This is a genomic window from Mycobacterium liflandii (genome assembly GCF_022354805.1).
Classification (GTDB): domain Bacteria; phylum Actinomycetota; class Actinomycetes; order Mycobacteriales; family Mycobacteriaceae; genus Mycobacterium; species Mycobacterium marinum.
On record NZ_CP023138.1, the window covers coordinates 4,002,885 to 4,020,839 of the forward strand.

16 protein-coding genes and 2 pseudogenes are annotated in these 17,955 nt (G+C 65.4%); 6 read left to right on the top strand and 12 right to left on the bottom strand.

Annotation, left to right across the window (positions count from 1 at the left end; genetic code table 11):
* Window positions 1-2: 2 nt before the first annotated feature.
* Window positions 3-1,517 (bottom strand): annotated as a pseudogene (locus CKW46_RS17840) (serine/threonine-protein kinase).
* Between the two features lie 243 nt (window positions 1,518-1,760).
* Here CKW46_RS17840 and CKW46_RS17845 point away from each other — a divergent pair.
* Window positions 1,761-2,843, top strand: a complete 1,083-nt coding sequence (locus tag CKW46_RS17845) for a calcium:cation antiporter (protein WP_117435485.1) — start codon at window positions 1,761-1,763, stop codon at window positions 2,841-2,843.
* Window positions 2,844-2,867: 24 nt separating this feature from the next.
* Here CKW46_RS17845 and CKW46_RS17850 read toward each other — a convergent pair.
* Window positions 2,868-3,026, bottom strand: a pseudogene (locus tag CKW46_RS17850) (peroxiredoxin); the annotation flags it as partial.
* A 144-nt stretch (window positions 3,027-3,170) separates the two neighbouring features.
* On the opposite strand from CKW46_RS17850, the gene CKW46_RS17855 reads away from it, so the two are divergent.
* Complete coding sequence (locus CKW46_RS17855) at window positions 3,171-4,373, top strand: ISAs1-like element IS2404/ISMul1 family transposase (RefSeq protein WP_499019300.1); 1,203 nt, start codon at window positions 3,171-3,173, stop codon at window positions 4,371-4,373.
* Between the two features lie 94 nt (window positions 4,374-4,467).
* Here CKW46_RS17855 and nadC read toward each other — a convergent pair whose 3' ends face one another.
* Genes nadC through nadA form a run of 3 tightly spaced genes read right to left on the bottom strand, consistent with a single transcriptional unit; the run spans window position 4,468 to window position 7,954 of the window.
* Window positions 4,468-5,325, bottom strand: coding sequence for a carboxylating nicotinate-nucleotide diphosphorylase (gene nadC, locus CKW46_RS17860; RefSeq protein WP_015356004.1), 858 nt, complete (start codon window positions 5,323-5,325; stop codon window positions 4,468-4,470).
* Complete coding sequence (locus tag CKW46_RS17865; protein ID WP_482052215.1) at window positions 5,325-6,899, bottom strand: L-aspartate oxidase; 1,575 nt, start codon at window positions 6,897-6,899, stop codon at window positions 5,325-5,327. The genes nadC and CKW46_RS17865 overlap by 1 nt, the downstream gene beginning before the upstream one ends.
* Window positions 6,896-7,954, bottom strand: coding sequence for a quinolinate synthase NadA (gene nadA, locus CKW46_RS17870; RefSeq protein ID WP_015356006.1), 1,059 nt, complete (start codon window positions 7,952-7,954; stop codon window positions 6,896-6,898). The genes CKW46_RS17865 and nadA overlap by 4 nt, the downstream gene beginning before the upstream one ends.
* Before the next feature lie 47 nt (window positions 7,955-8,001).
* On the opposite strand from nadA, the gene CKW46_RS17875 reads away from it, so the two are divergent.
* On the top strand, window positions 8,002-8,709 hold the full coding sequence (locus CKW46_RS17875) for an NUDIX hydrolase (protein WP_012394138.1): 708 nt from the start codon (window positions 8,002-8,004) through the stop codon (window positions 8,707-8,709).
* A 356-nt stretch (window positions 8,710-9,065) separates the two neighbouring features.
* Complete coding sequence (locus tag CKW46_RS17880; protein ID WP_482053436.1) at window positions 9,066-10,406, top strand: lipase family protein; 1,341 nt, start codon at window positions 9,066-9,068, stop codon at window positions 10,404-10,406.
* 45 nt (window positions 10,407-10,451) lie between these two features.
* Here the strand turns inward: CKW46_RS17880 and CKW46_RS17885 are convergent, their stop codons facing one another.
* The 7 genes from CKW46_RS17885 to CKW46_RS17915 form a co-directional block, all read right to left on the bottom strand.
* Window positions 10,452-11,024 (bottom strand): DUF2567 domain-containing protein, encoded by a 573-nt coding sequence (locus CKW46_RS17885; protein ID WP_231395692.1) that lies wholly within the window; start codon window positions 11,022-11,024, stop codon window positions 10,452-10,454.
* A gap of 122 nt (window positions 11,025-11,146) precedes the next feature.
* A complete protein-coding gene (gene bsaP / locus CKW46_RS17890; protein WP_117436783.1) occupies window positions 11,147-11,386 on the bottom strand; it encodes a biotin synthase auxiliary protein BsaP in 240 nt (79 codons plus the stop codon).
* Between the two features lie 3 nt (window positions 11,387-11,389).
* Complete coding sequence (gene bioB, locus CKW46_RS17895; RefSeq protein WP_117436782.1) at window positions 11,390-12,439, bottom strand: biotin synthase BioB; 1,050 nt, start codon at window positions 12,437-12,439, stop codon at window positions 11,390-11,392.
* A gap of 152 nt (window positions 12,440-12,591) precedes the next feature.
* Entirely contained in the window at window positions 12,592-13,101 is a 510-nt protein-coding gene (locus tag CKW46_RS17900; RefSeq protein ID WP_020787707.1) for a 2'-5' RNA ligase family protein, read from the bottom strand.
* Window position 13,102: 1 nt separating this feature from the next.
* Window positions 13,103-13,783, bottom strand: a complete 681-nt coding sequence (bioD, locus tag CKW46_RS17905) for a dethiobiotin synthase (RefSeq protein WP_041300365.1) — start codon at window positions 13,781-13,783, stop codon at window positions 13,103-13,105.
* The gene (locus CKW46_RS17910; RefSeq protein WP_015356013.1) at window positions 13,780-14,949 is read right to left on the bottom strand and encodes an 8-amino-7-oxononanoate synthase; all 1,170 of its coding nucleotides are present in this window, start codon (window positions 14,947-14,949) and stop codon (window positions 13,780-13,782) included. Before CKW46_RS17910 ends, bioD begins: the two co-directional genes overlap by 4 nt.
* A 6-nt stretch (window positions 14,950-14,955) precedes the next feature.
* On the bottom strand, window positions 14,956-16,269 hold the full coding sequence (locus tag CKW46_RS17915; protein WP_015356014.1) for an adenosylmethionine--8-amino-7-oxononanoate transaminase: 1,314 nt from the start codon (window positions 16,267-16,269) through the stop codon (window positions 14,956-14,958).
* Window positions 16,270-16,362: 93 nt separating this feature from the next.
* Here CKW46_RS17915 and CKW46_RS17920 point away from each other — a divergent pair, with 93 nt between their 5' ends.
* Both CKW46_RS17920 and ripD read left to right on the top strand, forming a co-directional pair.
* The gene (locus CKW46_RS17920; RefSeq protein WP_012394130.1) at window positions 16,363-16,806 is read left to right on the top strand and encodes a hypothetical protein; all 444 of its coding nucleotides are present in this window, start codon (window positions 16,363-16,365) and stop codon (window positions 16,804-16,806) included.
* 345 nt (window positions 16,807-17,151) lie between these two features.
* Window positions 17,152-17,916: an NlpC/P60 family peptidoglycan-binding protein RipD gene (gene ripD / locus CKW46_RS17925; protein WP_015356015.1), complete on the top strand. Its 765-nt coding sequence runs from the start codon at window positions 17,152-17,154 to the stop codon at window positions 17,914-17,916.
* Window positions 17,917-17,955 lie beyond the last annotated feature (39 nt).

Below are 17,955 nucleotides of genomic sequence, written 5' to 3' on the forward strand. Positions count from 1 at the left end.
AGCTAGGGGGAAAGGTTGGCGAGGCCTTCGGCTGCGGCCAGCGCCGCGCGAGTCCATTCGCGCTGGGACACGGCCGGTTCGATGCGCTGACGGCGGATCACCTCGATAGCAACCACCCGTCCGGAACTGACCGCGGCCGGGACCCGGAAGGAGAATTCCGGCGTCTCGGTGGCCACCGCGAGCATCGCCTCAGTGTCGGCAAAGCCGTTGGCGCGCATGGTGTTCTCGACCCACTTCGCCGGCGTGAGGTCGCCGAAATCCTTGACGTAGACCACCCAGAGGCCGATGCCGCGCTGGTTGTAGAGCTTGGTGACCGCTCGCGCGATGACCACGCGCTCGGCCGGAGTCAATACCGCCGACTGGTCGGTGACGTGGTCAGACAACTGAAGGGTTGGCTTTGACGGCGGTGTCGCGCCGACGCCCGGGGGTGCCGATGAGGATGCGGCACCGCGATCCGCACTGCTGGATCGGTCGCTCAACAGCTGAATACCGAGTACCGCCGCGACCGCGACCAATGCGACGGCGACCAGCCCGGCAATCAGGGTCGCGGGCTTGATTCGCCTCCCGTGTGCGGTCGGTGCCGCTGCAGGTGGTGTCGCGATCACCTGTGTCGGCGCGGACCCGAATGCGACGGGGTTCAGCGCGATTGGTGGGGCTAAAGGGTGCTGACCCGCCAGCGCGGCCGCGAAATCCGAGCACGTGGGATAACGCTCTGCGGGGTTCTTGGCCAGAGCTCTGGCAATGACGCCATCGAGATGCGCCAATTCGGGGCGGCGCGCACTGATTAGTGGCGGTGGTGCGGACAGATGCTGGGTGATGATCACCGCCGGATTGGTGTGTTGGAATGGGGCAGAACCGGCCAGCAGGTGAAACGCGGTGCAGCCGAGTGCATACTGATCGGCGCGTCCATCCAGAGGCGCGCCCTGCAATTGTTCGGGGGCGCAGTATGCGGTGGTTCCCATCAACATATTGGTCGCGGTCAGCCCACTGATCGTGCCGACTTCGCGAGCGATCCCAAAATCGGCAAGCACGATTCGGCGTCGGTGATTGGCTTCGCCCAGCAGAATGTTGGCCGGCTTTACGTCGCGGTGGAGCAAGCCCTGTGAATGGGCGTAATCAAGCGCGTCGGCCACCGCCGCGATGATTTCCACCACCTAGGCATATGGCATTCCGGTCGGGTACTGGGTGTTCAGTAGTCGAGCGGCGTCGGTTCCCTCCACGTAGTCCATGGAGATCCAGAGTTGTCCGTGGAATTCGCCGCGATCGTGGATGCCGACTATGTGCTGGTTGTACAAGGTTGCGGCGAGGTCGGCCTCACGGTTGAAGCGCTGACGGAACTCCTGGCTGGAGGTGAACTCGGCGGGCAGGATCTTGAGTGCGTCGCGCCGGGGCAGTCGGGGGTGCTGCGCCAGGTACACATCACCCATTCCGCCCGCACCTAACCGGCGCACGATGGTGTACCCGGCGAACAGCTCACCTTCTTGGAGGCCTTCGCTGTGGCCAGCGCTTGTCGGCATGTGAGCATGCTACTGATCGCGCCGAGGGGGCCATCGGGAAACTACCCAGAGCAGTGGTGACTCCCAGGCCGGGGCTGTGGCTGCCGGACAGAAGCCGGATAGCAATCTCGAAGTTCACCAATCACGTTGGTGCCCCGATGCTCGGGGGGTGTCGCGTCGCAGCACAATACACAGGCTGCGGAGTTGACCAGCGGCCTTGGGGGGTGCTCGGCTGTTTGGAGCCCTCAGCAACAATGGCAGTTGATGTGGAAACGCCTGTCGTGGACCGTGATGGCCCCGCTGCTTGCGCTTGTCGCGTTGGTACTTTCCTGGGGCCAGCACATCGGCCCCGTGGTGGGTCTGCTGGAAGCAGTGCTGCTCGCAGGGGCGGTGCTGGCCGCCGTGCATCACGCCGAGGTTGTCGCGCACCGGGTCGGTGAGCCATTCGGTTCACTGGTGCTCGCGGTCGCGGTAACGGTCATTGAAGTGGCTCTGATTGTCACCCTGATGGCTTCTGGCGGGCACCAGGCGGCCACGCTGGCACGCGACACCGTGTTTGCTGCGGTGATGATCACTACTAATGGGATTGCTGGGCTGTCATTGCTGCTTGGTTCGCAGCGGTACGGCGTGACGTTGTTCAACGCCCATGGCAGCGGCACCGCGCTCGCCACGGTGACTACCTTGGCGACCCTGAGCCTGGTGCTGCCCACGTTCACCACTAGTCAGCCGGGTCCCGAGTTTTCACCTGGCCAGCTCGGTTTTGCCGCGGTCGCCTCGCTGGCGCTTTATCTGCTGTTTGTTTTCACCCAAACCGTCCGCCATAGGGACTTCTTCCTGCCGGTGGCGCAAAAAGGCGCCGTCGACGATGACCAGCACGCCGATCCGCCGAGTACCCGGGCGGCGATGACGAGTCTTGCGCTTTTGGTGGTTGCCTTGGTCGCCGTGGTCGGACTGGCCAAAATGGAGTCGCCCATCATCGAGCGGATGGTGGTGGCGGCTGGTTTTCCGCAGTCCTTCGTCGGCGTGATCATCGCAACGCTGGTGCTGCTGCCGGAGACGCTTGCCGCCGGGCGCGCGGCGCGGCAGGGGAGGCTCCAGATCAGCCTGAACCTGGCGTACGGCTCTGCAATGGCCAGCATCGGTCTCACCATTCCGACCATCGCGCTGGCTTCCATCTGGCTTAGCGGCCCGCTCTTGCTGGGCCTGGGAGCTCTGCAGCTGGTGCTGTTGGTGCTGACCGTTGTCGTCAGTGCGCTCACCGTCTTGCCTGGTCGGGCGACGCGGCTACAGGGCGAACTGCATCTGGTGGTGTTGGCCGCATACATCTTTCTTGCGGTCAGCCCCTGAGAGCGTGGGCGCGTCGCCGGGGCGTTATGCGCGGGCGCGGAGGGTCTCTAGAGCCTTGTCCGCGTGGGTGTCCATGCTGAATTCGCTGGAGATCACGTTGAGAACTTTGCGATCGGTGTCGATGACAAACGTCGTGCGTTTGACCGGCATCAATTTGCCGAGCAGTCCGCGCTTGACGCCGAACCAGGGCTCCGGCGTTGTTGATTAGCAGGCTTGTGAGCTGGGTTGATGATCTTTGGCGCCGCGCTATTGGGGCCGGAGTGTAGGCACGGGCTATCTGGAGAACGATCGAGTTGGTTACTGTTCGTCGTTGGTCTGGAGTTGCCCGTGCCTACCGTTTCAGTATTGCCTGTGTCGTCGGTTCCAGAGGTGTTCGACCGCTGGAGTCCTGGTGAGCGCAGCGAGCTCATCGGATCGGAGTTTCTCGATGTGTTGGCCTCGGTGCCAGACCCGAGGGACCCACGCGGTCGGAGGTATTCGCTGATGGCTTTGTTGGCGATCGCGGTTCTGGCCACTGCCGCGGGGATGCGCGGCTATGCTGGTTTTGCCACATGGGCGGCCACCGCTCCCGATGATGTGTTGGCCCAATTAGGGGTCCGGTTCCGGCGGCCCAGTGAGAAGACCTTCCGCGCTGTTTTGTCTCGGCTAGACCCCGCCGACCTCAACGCCAGGATGGGCAGTTACTTCACTGCACACGTGGCCAGCAGCGACCCCAGTGGATTGGTGCCGATCGCGTTGGACGGCAAGATGCTGCGTGGTGCTTTACGCGCCAAAGCGACAGCCACGCATCTCGTGTCGGTGTTCGCCCACCGTGCCCGATTGGTGCTCGGTCAACTCGCTGTCGCCGAGAAAAGCAATGAAATTCCCTGCGTACGTGCCCTGCTCACGCTGCTGCCGGGTAGCTTGCGGTGGCTGGTCACCGTGGATGCGATGCATACCCAGGTCGTCACCGCGAAGTTGATCTGCGCCACCTTGAAGTCGCACTACCTGATGATCGTCAAGTCCAACCAAGCCAAAATACTTGCGCGTATCACCGCGCTGCCCTGGGCCGAGGTGCCCACAGCCGCTACCGACGACTCCCGCGGCCACGGCCGTGTCGAGACCCGCACCCTGCAAATCATCACCGCTGTACGAGGAATCGGCTTCCCCTACGCAAAACAAATCATCCGGATCACTCGTGAACGCTTGATCACCGCCACCGACCAGCGCAGCGTGGAGGTGGTCTATGCCATCTGCAGCCTGCCGTTCGAGCACGCCCGCCCTACCGCGATCATGACCTGGATGCGTCAACACTGGGGAATCGAGAACAGCCTGCACTGGATACGCGACGTCACCTTCGACGAAGACCGTCAAAGGGCACATACCGGAAACGGCGCACAGGTCCTAGCAACGCTACGCAACACCGCGATCAATCTGCACCGCCTCAACGGCGCCGACAACATCACCGAAGCCTGCCGGATCACCGCTTTGACCGCCAACCGCCGCCTAGACCTCCTCAATCCACAATTCCCCAGCTCACAAGCCTGCTAATCAACAACGCCGGAGCCCTGGGATATCGCCTGAGGCCCGCACGCTGCCACAGCAACGGCAGCGTCGGCGCGCGGATGATCCCGTCAGCCAGGGCTCACATGTCCAAACCGATGTCGAGCACCCGCACCGAATGGGTCAGCGCACCGACTGCGAGGTAGTCCACACCTGTCGCCGCATAGGTCGCCGCGGTGTCAAGGCTGAGCCCGCCCGAGGACTCGAGCAAGACGGTGGGTGCTCGCGAATCCCGCCGCTGCACCGCCGTCTGGGTCTGCCAAACCGGGAAATTGTCCAGCAGGATCAGTTCGGGCTTCTCGGGCAGTACCTCGTCAAGCTGTTCGAGGGAGTCAACCTCGACTTCACAGGGCAGATCGGGCGCCGCAGCCCGCACGGCCCGCAATGCTTCAAGCACCGATCCGGCGGCGGCGACATGATTGTCTTTGATCAGCGCGACATCGCCGAGACCGAGCCGGTGGTTGACTCCGCCGCCAACGCGAACCGCGTACTTCTGCAAGGCCCGTAGGCCGGGCAGGGTTTTGCGGGTGTCGCGAATCTTGGCCTTCGTTCCGTCCACCGCCTCTACCCAGGCTGCCGTTGCCGTCGCGATCCCCGACAAGTGGCAGACCAGGTTCAACATGGTGCGTTCGGCGGTCAGCAGACCTCGCGTTTGCGCCCGGATCGTCAGCACCGGCTCGCCGGTCTGCAACCGGGCGCCATCGTCGACACGGCCGAGCACCTGATAGCCGTCTTTACCGATGACCTCATCGAGCACCATCAGCGCGACGTCCACCCCGGCGATCACTCCGGCCTCCCGGGGAACCATTGACGCCGTCGCGGTCGCATCAGCCGGCACCGTCGCGATCGTGGTGACATCGGGCCCGTAGCGGAGGTCCTCGTCGAGGCCGCGCCGAATGGTCTCGCGCGCCGCGTCGCGTTCTTGATCGGTAAGCGTCATCAACCCACCGCCGCCAACGCCTCCACACAAACCGTGTCCTGGTCGCCAGCCAATCGGACCACGATGCCGCGTCCCTGCTCGGGCACCACGTCCGGGTACTCGGCGCGGTGGTGGCAACCGCGACTTTCGTTGCGCGCCAGGGCGCCAGCACCCACGACGCGGGCGGCGAGCGCCAGGGCCACGTCTTCGAAATCATTGCGGTCGGCAATGCCACGAGTCGGCCCGTCCAGCATCTCGGCCAGCCGGTGCAACCCCGCCGCATCGCGAACCACCGACGCGTCCCGACTCATCGCCCGCTGCAGGTCATCACGGCGGGGCGCGGTATGCGCAATCGGCTCGGGCATCGTCGCGTGCGCAAGCCCGGCGGCCGCCGCATGCGCGGCCGCGCCCTTGCCGGCCCGGCCACCGACCACCAGCCCTTCGAGCAAGCTGTTGGACGCCAGCCGGTTGGCACCGTGCATGCCGGTGCGGGCCACCTCACCTGCCGCGAACAAGCCTGGCAGCTCGGTGTTTCCGTACACATCGGTAATGACGCCGCCGCAGCTGTAATGGGCTCCCGGGACCACCGGTATCGGCTGCCGAACGGGATCGATGCCAGCCGCCCGACACGATGCGGTGACGGTCGGGAACCGCGACTCGAAACCCTTGATGCTGCGCGCGTCCAGGTAGGCGCATGGATCTCCGTTGGCCTTCATCCGCGCGTCAATGGCCGCCGCCACCACATCACGAGGCGCCAAGTCTCCCAGCGGGTGAACACCGGCGGTAATCGACCGGCCCTGCCGGTCAAGCAATATCGCGCCTTCGCCGCGAATTGCCTCGGTGATCAGCGGACGACGGCCACCACTGCTCCCGTCGAACAGCATGGTCGGGTGGAATTGGATGAATTCGAGATCGCTGACCGTGACGCCGGCCCATAGCGCCAGCGCGATTCCGTCACCGGTGGCGCCATCGGGGTTGGTGGTCGCGCTGTACAACTGCCCCAGCCCACCGGTGGCCAAGATCACCGACGGCGCGCTGATGATGCCCACACCGTTCGGGTTGAGCACCAACACTCCCGTTACCGCGGTGTCGTCGTGCAGTATTCGCAGCGCCACGTGGCTGGCGCGGATGTCCAGCAAACCAGCGGCTTGATCGAGTGCGCGCTGGACTTCGGCACCGGTCGCGTCGCCTCCGGCATGCACGATGCGCCGCCGCGAGTGCCCACCTTCACGCGTGAGAGCCCAACGACCGGTTGATGTTTCGTCGAACTTCGCACCATCGCCGACCAGGTCGATCACCGCGCGGAACCCGTCAGCGACGATCGAGTACACGGCTTCGAGATCGCACAGCCCGGCACCCGCGGTCACGGTGTCAGCCACGTGCGCATCGACCGAATCGTCGCCGCCCGGCAGTACCACCGCTATGCCGCCCTGCGCGTAGTGGGTTGCGGTGGCTCCAACGGTGTCGGCGGCCTTGTTGAGCAGGACGACGCTACGGCCAGCACGATGAGCGGACAGTGCGGCGGCCAGACCGGCCACACCGGTGCCGATTACGACGACGTCGGCCGCATCCCGCCAAGTGGGACTCGTCCTCATTCGCCACCACCGGGCTGGCCGATTTCGATCATCCGCTGGACACTGAGCCGGCCCGCTGCCGCCACGTCGGGATCGACATGAACTTCGTCGGCCCCTTCGCCCAGGCAACGCAGCAGGGCTGCGGGAGTGATCATCTTCATGTACTTGCATGACGCCCGGTCGTTAACCGCTTGGAAGCCGACCTGCGGTGCGGCCCGGCGCAGTTGATGGAGCATCCCGACCTCGGTGGCCACCAGCACCTTGCGCGCGCGGGTCTCGTGCGCCGCGTCGAGCATCCCGCCGGTGGACAGGATCTTTACCCGCTCCGCGGGGACGGCACCTTCTCCGGCCAGGTAGAGCGCAGAGGTGGCGCACCCACACTCGGGGTGCACAAAGAGTTCAGCATCGGGGTTGGCGCGAGCTTGCTCACTGAGTTCATCGCCGTTGATCCCGGCGTGCACATGACATTCACCGGCCCAGACGTGCAGGTTTTCGCGGCCGGTCTCGCGACGCACGTGGGCGCCCAGGAACTGGTCGGGGCAGAACAGCACCTCGCGGTCCGGATCGATAGACGCGACCACGTCGACGGCGTTCGACGAGGTGCAGCAAATGTCGGTGAGCGCTTTCACTTCCGCGGTGGTATTGACGTAAGAGACAACGACAGCACCCGGGTGCTCGGCTTTCCAGGCCCGCAATTCGTCGGGACTAATGGAGTCGGCCAATGAACAGCCGGCTCGTTGATCGGGAATCAATACCGTCTTGTTCGGGCTCAGGATTTTCGCGGTCTCGGCCATGAAGTGCACCCCGCAGAACACGATGGTGCCTTCGGGCACCTCGGCGGCGATGCGCGACAGCGCCAGCGAGTCCCCCACATGGTCGGCTACGTCTTGGATGGCCGGCAGCTGGTAGTTGTGCGCCAGCAGCGTAGCTCCTCGTAACCGCGCCAACCGGCGAACTTCTGCGGCCCACTGTTGGTCACCGTCGACCCCGACGTAGCCCAGCGGCGAATCGCTGATGCGGTCGGTCATACCACTCACGTCACAAGCGAGCGTGTCCATGCGATTCAAGACCGTCACGGCGGCTCCTTTCACGCCCAGGAGGTTTTCGACTTACAATTGAAAACATGCCCAATAGTAACACCGCTCATGAAGTTCTGGCTGCGGTCTTTCAGGTTCGCCAGATCACAGCGGCATCTCGAGGGGGGAAACCGCAGCTTAACGTGCTGCTATGGCAACGTGCGCAAGATCCACAGAAAGGCGCCTGGTCACTACCTGGCGGGCGGCTGCGCAGCGACGAGGACTTGACCACCTCGGTGCGTCGCCAGCTCGCGGAGAAAGTTGACCTGCGCGAATTGTCCCACCTAGAGCAACTCGCGGTGTTCTCGGATCCGCACCGGGTGCCGGGCGACACCCGCGTCATCGCGTCGACATTCCTCGGCCTGGTCCCCTCCCCGGCCACCCCCGAGCTGCCGGCCGACACGCGCTGGCATCCGGTGAATGCACTGCCCCCGATGGCATTCGACCACGGCCCGATGGTGACCCACGCCCACGCTCGACTGGTGGCGAAAATGTCGTATACCAATATCGGATTTGCCTTGACACCTAAAGAATTCGCACTCTCCACGTTGCGCGACATCTACGGCGCGACACTGGGCTATCAGGTCGATACGACGAATCTGCAACGAGTCTTGGCCCGCCGAAAGGTGATCACCCAGACCGGTACCTTCGCGCAGTCCGGCCGCAGCGGCGGCCGCCCCGCAGCGATGTACAGGTTTACCGATTCCCAGCTCAGAGTCACCGACGAGTTCGCGGCGCTGCGCCCTCCAGGCTGAGGCCGGCCGGCTTGAGACCGGCATCAACCACCATTTTTTCGCCACCGCCAAATACCCGAGCCCGATTCCAAATACCCAGCCTGTAGTGGCATTTTGGCGGGCCCCAGGGTGCCGTTACGAAACAACCGACATTGCCGATCCAAGCCCGGTGCAAATTGTGACCGGGACCACGCCATGTCAATGTCAATTTCGCGGTTGAATCCTGTAGCTTGTATGAGACTACTAAGAGTTCGTTAAGAGATGCTGGCGCCGTTCGGCTGCCGGCACAGAACCGTAACTGGCTTACTGCGCTGCCATCCCATCTGGTTCGGGATGGATCGTGCGCGAGAATGCCGAAGGCCATGAAGGGAGCCTTAATGGTGAAGCTCGGCAGTCTGGCAGACGCGCGCGCCGCCGAATGGATCGGCCGGCCGCCGCATGAGGAACTGCAGCGCAAGGTACGTCCCCTGCTGCCGAGTGACGATCCGTTTTATGACCCGCCCGCCGGCTACCACCATGCCGAACCGGGTACCGTGCTGCGCTCGCGCGAGGTCGAGCTGGCGTTTCTGGGCTTGATCCCGCAGTCCATCACCGCCACTCAACTGCTGTACCGGACCACGGACATGTACGGCAATCCCGAGGCCACCGTGACCACGGTGATTCTTCCCGCCGAAGTTGCGCCCGGACAGACCTACCCGCTGCTCTCCTACCAGTGCGCGATCGACGCCATGTCCTCGCGCTGCTTTCCCTCCTACGCGCTGCGCCGCGGAGCCAAAGCGATCGGCTCATTGACCCAGTTGGAGCTGCTGCTGATCACCGCCGCCGTTGCCGAGGGGTGGGCGGTCTCAGTACCTGACCACGAGGGTGTCCGGGGGCTTTGGGGAACGCCCTACGAGCCGGGCTACCGGGTCCTGGACGGTATCCGGGCGGCCCTGAGCGCCGAACGTCTGGCGCTGCCGCAATCGGCGCCGATCGGATTGTGGGGCTACTCGGGCGGGGGCCTGGCCAGCGCATGGGCTGCCGAAATGTGCGGCGAGTACGCGCCTGAGCTCAACATCGTCGGAGCCGTGCTGGGTTCGCCGGTCGGCGACCTGGGTAATACCTTCCGTCGGCTCAACGGAACCCTGCTTACGGGCCTGCCCGCAATGGTGGTGGCCGCCCTCGGACACGCCTACCCGGGGCTGGACCGGGTGATCAAACAACATGCCAACGAAGATGGGATCGAGTTGCTCGAGCGGCTCGAGCAGATGACCACCGCCGAAGCGGTCATCCGGATGGCCAACAACGACTTGGGCCACTACCTGGACGAGCCGCTCGAAGATGTTCTGTCCACACCAGAAGTTGTGCACGTCTTCGACGACATCAAACTGGGCGCCGCCGTGCCGGCACCCCCGGTGTTGATCGTGCAGGCCGTCCACGACTATCTCATCTCCGTCGATGACATCGACACGCTGGCCGAGTCCTATTCGACGGGTGGTGCCAGGGTTACCTACCACCGGGATGCCTTCAACGAGCACATGATGTTGCACCCGCTGTCCGCCCCGATGACGCTGCGCTGGCTCACCGACCGATTCGCAGGCCTGCCGCTGACCGAACACGTCATTCGAACCACGTGGCCGACGATGTTCAACCCGATGACCTATGCGAGCATGGCACGATTGGCCGTCATCGCCGCCAAGATGATCACCGGACGCAAGATTCATCGCCGCCCGCTGTAAGGCCGCCCACCGTGGATTGTCCACTTTGAGCCGCACCGAAATCCGTTACGGCACGGGCGCTTCGGGGGCTTTTGCGGGTGCGGCCGGCCGGGGCTCGACCGGCGGGTAACCGCCCAGATCATCACGCACGGTTCCGGCCGCCATCAGTGCGTACACCAGTGACCCGACGGCCGCGGGCAACAACAGGGTGGCCGCTACCAAAGACGCGTGGCGGGCGAAAAACACCGGCGGCGCCTCGATCACGTATGTCAACGAGTGATCGCCGCTGGCCAGCGGCACCGTGTCGAAATCCAACGCGCCATAGCGCCAGTACACCAGCAACGCACCGACGGCGGTTGCCGCCGCCGCGGCGCCCACCAGCCCGGCCGCAAAGGCGGCCACCATCGCGGGCCCTCTGTGTTCACGCCACTGCCAGATCAGCACCGCCGCCACCACGGCCACCACACCCAACAGCCCGAGCATCAAGAACGGTGCGACAAAGAAATTCTCTGACTCGCTACCCAAGTAATCGTGCACACGCTCGCCCGTCCGGGTGACGGCGACCACGGCATGAACGGCCGGCGCCACCCAGGCCCAAAGTCCGCCAACCAAGAGGCCAACCGCGGTAAGACCGAGCATCACGGTGGTGATTGCGCGGGTTCGCGACGTTCGAGGGCCACCGGAATCCGGCAACCCCACCGCGTCGACGGGCGGCTGCGGCTCGTGGGACGTGGTGGGAACAGCAGGCACCGATTCCTCGGTCACCGACGCGTCTCCAACTCCGAAGAGTCCACCTGCCCGTGCCGCGAGCATCGTGCCCACCAACCATCGGGACGAATCTGCACGATCATCCGCCGTCCGCATTCGGCACAGAACCGCGGCGGCTCCAGACCTAACTGGGCCGCTGTGGGCGTGGTCGTACCCGACAGTTCGCCGGTGTAGACGTTGTAGACGCCGGCAGTGACCGGAGCACCGAGACTTCCCACCACAATGTCCTTGATTTCCTACAAACTTGCGTTGAGCGCCTTCAACGGCATCTGTAGGTCTTCCAACAGTTCCAGGTCAGCTTCGGCCGGACGGCCGAGCGTGGTCAGGTAGTTTCCGACGATCACCGCGTTGATGCCGCCCAGGATCCCACGCTTGGCGCCCAGGTCGCCGAGGGTGATCTCGCGGCCACCGGCAAAGCGCAGCATCGTGCGCGGTAGCGCCAATCGGAACGCACCAACCGCCTTGAGCGCTTCGCCGGCCGGCAGCACCTCGAGGTCACCGAAGGGGGTGCCGGGGCGGGGGTTGAGGAAGTTCAACGGGACCTCGTCGGGGTCCAGCTCGGCCAGGTTGGCGGCGAATTCGGCGCGCTGCTCCAGCGTCTCCCCCATACCGAGGATGCCGCCGCAGCACACCTCCATGCCGGCGTCGCGCACCATCGTGAGCGTCTGCCAGCGCTCCTCCCACGTGTGCGTCGTAACGACGTTGGTGAAGTACGAGCGAGCGGTCTCCAGGTTGTGGTTGTAGCGATGCACACCCATCGCCGCGAGCTGTTCCACCTGCTCGGCGGTCAGCATGCCCAGCGAGCAGGCGACGTTGATTTCAACTTCGTTTCGAATCGCCTCGATGCCCGCGGCGACCTGGGACAGCAGCCTGGCATCGGGACCGCGGACCGCCGCCACGATGCAAAATTCGGTAGCGCCGGACTTGGCCGTCTGCTTGGCCGCCTCGACCAGGCTGGGGATGTCCAACCAGGCGCTGCGTACCGGCGAGCTGAACAGGCCCGATTGCGAGCAGAAGTGGCAATCCTCCGGGCAGCCACCGGTCTTTAGGCTGATGATGCCCTCGACCTCGACCTCGGGGCCGCACCAGCGCATCCGGACGTCATGGGCCAGCACCAGCAGTTCTTCCAGGCGGTCCTCCGATAGCTGCAGGACCTGCAGGACCTGCTCCTGATTCAAGCCCGCCCCACGCTCCAGCACCTGCTGCCGCGCCACGGCCAGAATGTCTGGTTCGGTCACGCCATCCTGGCCGGCGTCATTGCTGGGTCGAGTAGCCGCCTGAGTCACCAAGTACTCCCCTGGTCTTCGTCAAAATCTGTGGTCTGGCCCGAGCCTGTCGAGCACAGAACTGCCAACTTAGGGTAGCCGTGCACGGCTGCACAAACCTGACGCGGTAGCCCACCGCGCGCTGTGCTGTGATTTCACCGTGCTGAGCACCGTCATGTGATCGGTTGCTCAGCGCGTTTGTTCCCGTCCCAGCGGCGCAGGCCGGCGAAACTGCCATTGATTTGTGCGGGGCGGCCGGCAATCCGCAATGCCCGCCCCAGCTGGGCCCCACCGACCCGCCGGGCCAGGGTGACATGGCCGGTCCAATGCCCGGGCAGGCTATTCGGCATCGGCGCCGGGTCCAGATAGGGCGCACACAACCGGTGTACCTCGGAGTGCAGTGCCAACAGCTCGACTGTTGGCACCACCAGGCGTGCGAAGACCACACTTGCCCGGCCGAACAAGACCGGCGCACCGATCGCACAACTCAGGGGAAGTGTTGCGGCAACCGGGCTCAGCAGCTCGTCCACCTCGGAGCTGATCCGATCGGCGACGGCCATTGTCACGTGCGGACGGCTCGCCGGCGCCTGGCTGGGGATCCCGGCACCGGCCAGCTCCTCCCAGATGCGGCGGACCGCGGCCTCGGTGTCGCGGTCAAAGACCAGCTCGATCGAATGCACCATCTCAACCGACCAACGTGGCTACCCATTCGCGGTCGAACGCGCCCGCACTCATGACCGCGAAGTCCGCAACGCTGAGCTGCGCGGCTCCGGCGGAAAGCACGGCCCGCATGGGAGCCAAGCGAGCCAGGGCGTCCCGATTCGAGGATTCCACCAATCCGGGATGCGCCGGCCAACTGCCGAGCACCAGACCGGCGCATGAAACCTTCTGCGCCGCAAGCGCTTCCAGGGTCAATGCAGTGTGATTGAGCGTGCCCAGTCCCGCGGCGACCACCACCAGCATGGCGGCACCCAGATCGACGGCGAGGTCCCGCAGCGTGCCGCCGGAGTCGGCGAGCTCGACGAGCAATCCGCCTGCACCTTCGACGAGCGTCAACCGGCCCGGACGGTCCAGACCCCGAATGTGCTGCACCAACTGATCGCGGCTGGGCAGCGGCTGCCCGGCCTGCTCCGCCGCCGCGGCAGGCGCCATCGGCAACGGGTAACGCGCCAAGCCGACCAGCTCGGTTACCCCGGATAGCCGACCTATCTCGGCCAGATCGTCGTCGCCGTTGCCGGTGCCAGTCTGAACGGGTTTGCACACAACCACGTCGATACCCGCTTGGTTCGCCTGGGACGCCAGCGCCGCGGTGACGACCGTCTTGCCGACCCCGGTGCAGGTGCCGGTGACGCACAGGACGGTCAACGGCATGCCGCGGCAGGGCCGAGAAGAACGTCGGTCAGCACCCGCCGGGCCAGCTCCATCTCGTCAGGACTCAACGACGCGCGCGCCGTCAGTCTCAGCCGTGATGTCCCGGCGGGCACCGTCGGGGGCCGGAAGCACCCCACCTTGACACCGGCGTCCAGACAGGCCGCCGCGGCGGCCAGCGCCACCTCCGGGTCGCCCAGCAACACGGACACCACCGCGGACTGCGGCGTCTCGGGCACGTCGCAGATGTCCGCGAGTTCACGGGCGTTCTGCAACACCGCGTCGGGCCGCCACTGCTCGGCCTTGAGCACACCCAGCGCGGCCCGCGCCGCGCCCACTGCGGCCGGCGCCAAACCGGTGTCGAAGATGAACGGCCGGGCCGCATCGATGAGGTGCGCACGCACCGCGGCCGGCCCCAGAACGGCACCACCCTGGCTGCCGAGAGCTTTCGACAGCGTCGTGGTCAGCACCACATCGGGCGCACCCGCCAGCCCCAGCTCGTGCAACAGCCCGCGCCCGCCACCGCGAACGCCCAGTCCGTGCGCCTCGTCGATGACGAGCAGGGCCCGGTGCCGGCGGCAGGCGGCGAGCAACTCACGAAGCGGGGCCAAGGTGCCGTCGGCGCTGAACACCGAGTCGGTGATGACCATGGCCCGTTGCTCGTCGCGCGAGGCCAGCGCCGCGTCCACCGCAGCAACGTCGCGGTGCGGCGTCACGACCACCCGAGCGCGCGAAAGGCGGCAGGCGTCCACCAGGGACGCGTGCGAGTACGCATCGGAGACCAAAAGCGAACCCGGCCCGGACAGACCGACGACGGCTCCCAAGTTCGCCGTGTAGCCCGACGAAAACAACAGGCCCGCGGCAGCGCCGACGTATTCGGCGAGTTCGGCTTCCAACTGCTGGTGCAGCTCGGTGTCGCCGGTGACCAGGCGCGAACCGGTGGCGCCTGCGCCCCAGATGCGCAGTGCCTGGACACCGCCTTCAATCACGTCGGGGTGCTGGGACAGCCCCAGGTAATCGTTGGACGCAAGGTCCAACTCGGTACCGACGGGAGGACGCGGGCGCAGCGAGCGACGCAGCCCAGCATCGCGGCGCTGCCGTTCGACAGCGTCCAGCCAGGCCAGTGGCGACGTCTCAATCGGAATCTGTGTGGGGGCGCCCATGAGTCTTCAGCCTACGAGACGCGCGACCTCGACCATCGCGGAGCTGATCTGCGCGATCTCATCCGGGGCGCAGATGTATGGCGGCATCGCGTAGACCAGGTTGCGAAACGGACGCAGCCAGACACCGTGCTCTAGGGCAACTGGGGTGGCGACAGACAAATTGACCGGTCGGTCGCATTCGATCACGCCGATCGCGCCGCGTACCCGCACGTCGGTCACCCCTGGCAATGCCCGAGCGGGTTCGAGTCCGGTGGTCAAACCGGAAGCGATCCCGGCGACCGTGCCTCGCCAGTCCTGTTCGAGCAGCAGCTCGACGCTGGCCACCGACACCGCGCAGGCCAGCGGATTCGCCATGAAGGTCGGTCCGTGCATCAGCGCGCCGGCCGCACCGGCGCTGATGGTGTGCGCGATGTCCGTCGTGCACAACGTGGCGGCCAGACTGAGATAACCACCGGTGAGCGCCTTGCCGACGCACATGATGTCCGGGCTCACCCCGGCATGGTCGGCAGCGAAGAGTTCGCCGGTGCGGCCGAAGCCGGTGGCGATCTCGTCGAAGATCAAGAGCACCTCATGGCGCCGACAGAAATCTCGCAGGTCAGCCAGATAGCGCGGGTCGTGGAAGCGCATCCCGCCCGCTCCTTGCACCACCGGTTCGACGACGACGGCCGCCAATTCGGCGGCATGCTGTGCCAGTTGCGCTTCGAACGCCGCACTGTAGGCGGGGTCGTAATCGTGAGGCACGTGCGGCGCGAACACTTGCCGGGCCAGGATGTCGGTCCATAGCGAGTGCATCCCGCCCTCGGGGTCGCAGACGCTCATCGGCGTGAAAGTGTCGCCGTGGTAGCCGCCGCGCCAGGTCATCAGGCGGTGCTTTCCCGGCCGGCCACGACTGCGCCAATACTGCAACGCCATCTTCACCGCGACTTCTACCGCCACCGATCCGGAGTCGCTGAAAAAGACCGTTTCCAAACCGGCCGGGGTGATATCGACGAGCAGTTTGGCCAGCCTGGCCGCCGGTTCGTGGGTCAACCCACCGAACATGACGTGGCTCATCGTGCCCACCTGGGCGCTCACGGCCGCGTCCAGCACTGGGTGCCCATGCCCGTGGACCGAGGTCCACCAGGAGCTCATCGCGTCGAGCACCTCGATCGGCTGGCCGTCGTGGATCAAGGTCAGCCAGGCGCCGCGAGCCGAGACCACTACCAGGTTGGGTGCGGCCGTGGTGCCAATGGTGCTGTAGGGGTGCCACACGTTGGCGGCATCGATCGCACCGATTTGCTCGGGCGTCAAACCGCCCCTCGATGTGTCGGCGGCAGACATGGAATCCGAGGGTAACCGAGCCGAACGCGGCCGCACCGGGGCCCACGCGGCTGCGGGTCGCACAAAGCCCGGACATCGGGAAGCATGCATGACATGGCTTTGCCGAACCAGCACGACCACACGACCGGTTCAGATACCGACGCAACGCCGATCCCCGACCACACCGAGGATCGGCCACCGCAGATCCTCACGCTGCGCATTGCTCCACTGGATGTGATCCTCACGGTCGCGTTCTTGGGCGCGCTACTGGTTGTGGTGACCACGACCAGTTGGCCGTCGCAGCTATTCGCCTTCTCCCAGAACGTGTGCATTTCCGAGGACTGCCCCCCTGTGCCATTCGCCGTCAACTACTACATCTATCCGGTCATGTGGGGCGGCATCGGCGCGGCCGTGGCCGCAGCCGTGATCGGCCCGCTGGTTTCCATGGTGAAGGGCTGGTACATGTCCTTCTGGCCGATCATCGCCATCGCCGTCATCACGGTCACTTCGGTGATCGGGTACGCGCTGACCGGCTTCAGTGAAACCTACTGGCACTGACCGACACGGTTCCCCGAGCGCGGCCAGCAAGGCTGCTGAGACCGAAATCACAACCGCCGATAGGCCACTGACCAGCACAGTCACCGTCCGGTCACGTTAAGACAAAAAATGACCTGGGGACCTGGCGAGCGAACACATCCGTTGTCAAAGTGGCTGTAGTGACTGATGTGAATACAGCGACCTAACCGACTGGTTCACGTTTCCAACTGTCATGCAACGGCGTTAGGTCTCGACGTAGCGGCCATCGCGTGAGTCATGGAACAGCGGCGGACGCGCGAAGTCACCGCGCTGAGGCACAGGAGGCCCACAAGAGGGCCTGGGAGAGCCTAGGAGATTGGAATCCCGATGAAACGCATCTACGCCTTCGCGATCGGTTTGGTGATGATGGCGGCCCCGATGGCGGCCGCCCCGGGCATCGCGGCCGCCGACCCCAGTGTCCGGCCGGTGGACTACCAGCAGGCAACCGACGTCGTGGTCGCGCGCGGACTTTCGCAGCGCGGCGTGCCGTTCTCCTGGGCCGGCGGCGGTATCACGGGTCCGTCCCGCGGCAAGGGGACGGGCATCTACACCGTCGGATTCGACGCGTCGGGGTTGATCCAATACGCCTACGCCGGCGCTGGGATCAAGCTGCCGCGCTCCTCCGGTGAGATGTACAAAGTCGGCCAGAAGGTCCTGCCGCAGCAGGCCCGCAAGGCCGACCTGCTCTTCTACGGCCCCGAGGGCACCCAGAGCGTGGCGATGTACCTCGGAAACGGGCAGATGTTGGAGGTGGGCGACGTCGTGCAGGTCTCGCCGGTACGCACCACCGACATGATGCCTTACCTAGTCCGGATCATCGGCGCTTCGCAAGCGCCGTTGCAGCAGACACCGCTGCCGCAGACCCCGCTTCGACAGGCACCGCTGCAGCAGGTGCCGACTCAGCAGGCACCGCTGCAACAGGCACCCGCCCAACAGTTGCCGACTCAGCAGGCACCGCTGCAGGCACCGACCCGCCAGGCGCCGACCCAACAAGTCCCCCTGCAACAGCTGCCGACCCAGCAATCCCCAGTTCAGCAGGCACCGACACAGTTGGTGCCGCTGCAGCCGGCTCCGGCCACCACCGCGCGGTAACCGACCGTCAACCTGGGTAGTTCCCAACCCACGCCACCT

Excerpts from the sequence above, each read along its gene's own strand:
- CKW46_RS17845 (WP_117435485.1), top strand. The coding sequence starts at position 1,761 with ATGTGGAAACGCCTGTCGTGGACCGTGATGGCCCCGCTGCTTGCGCTT.
- nadC (WP_015356004.1), bottom strand. The coding sequence starts at position 5,325 with ATGACGCTTACCGATCAAGAACGCGACGCGGCGCGCGAGACCATTCGG.
- CKW46_RS17865 (WP_482052215.1), bottom strand. The coding sequence starts at position 6,899 with ATGAGGACGAGTCCCACTTGGCGGGATGCGGCCGACGTCGTCGTAATC.
- CKW46_RS17875 (WP_012394138.1), top strand. The coding sequence starts at position 8,002 with ATGCCCAATAGTAACACCGCTCATGAAGTTCTGGCTGCGGTCTTTCAG.
- CKW46_RS17880 (WP_482053436.1), top strand. The coding sequence starts at position 9,066 with ATGGTGAAGCTCGGCAGTCTGGCAGACGCGCGCGCCGCCGAATGGATC.
- CKW46_RS17885 (WP_231395692.1), bottom strand. The coding sequence starts at position 11,024 with ATGCTCGGTCTTACCGCGGTTGGCCTCTTGGTTGGCGGACTTTGGGCC.
- CKW46_RS17900 (WP_020787707.1), bottom strand. The coding sequence starts at position 13,101 with ATGGTGCATTCGATCGAGCTGGTCTTTGACCGCGACACCGAGGCCGCG.
- CKW46_RS17910 (WP_015356013.1), bottom strand. The coding sequence starts at position 14,949 with ATGGGCGCCCCCACACAGATTCCGATTGAGACGTCGCCACTGGCCTGG.
- CKW46_RS17915 (WP_015356014.1), bottom strand. The coding sequence starts at position 16,269 with ATGTCTGCCGCCGACACATCGAGGGGCGGTTTGACGCCCGAGCAAATC.
- CKW46_RS17920 (WP_012394130.1), top strand. The coding sequence starts at position 16,363 with ATGGCTTTGCCGAACCAGCACGACCACACGACCGGTTCAGATACCGAC.
- ripD (WP_015356015.1), top strand. The coding sequence starts at position 17,152 with ATGAAACGCATCTACGCCTTCGCGATCGGTTTGGTGATGATGGCGGCC.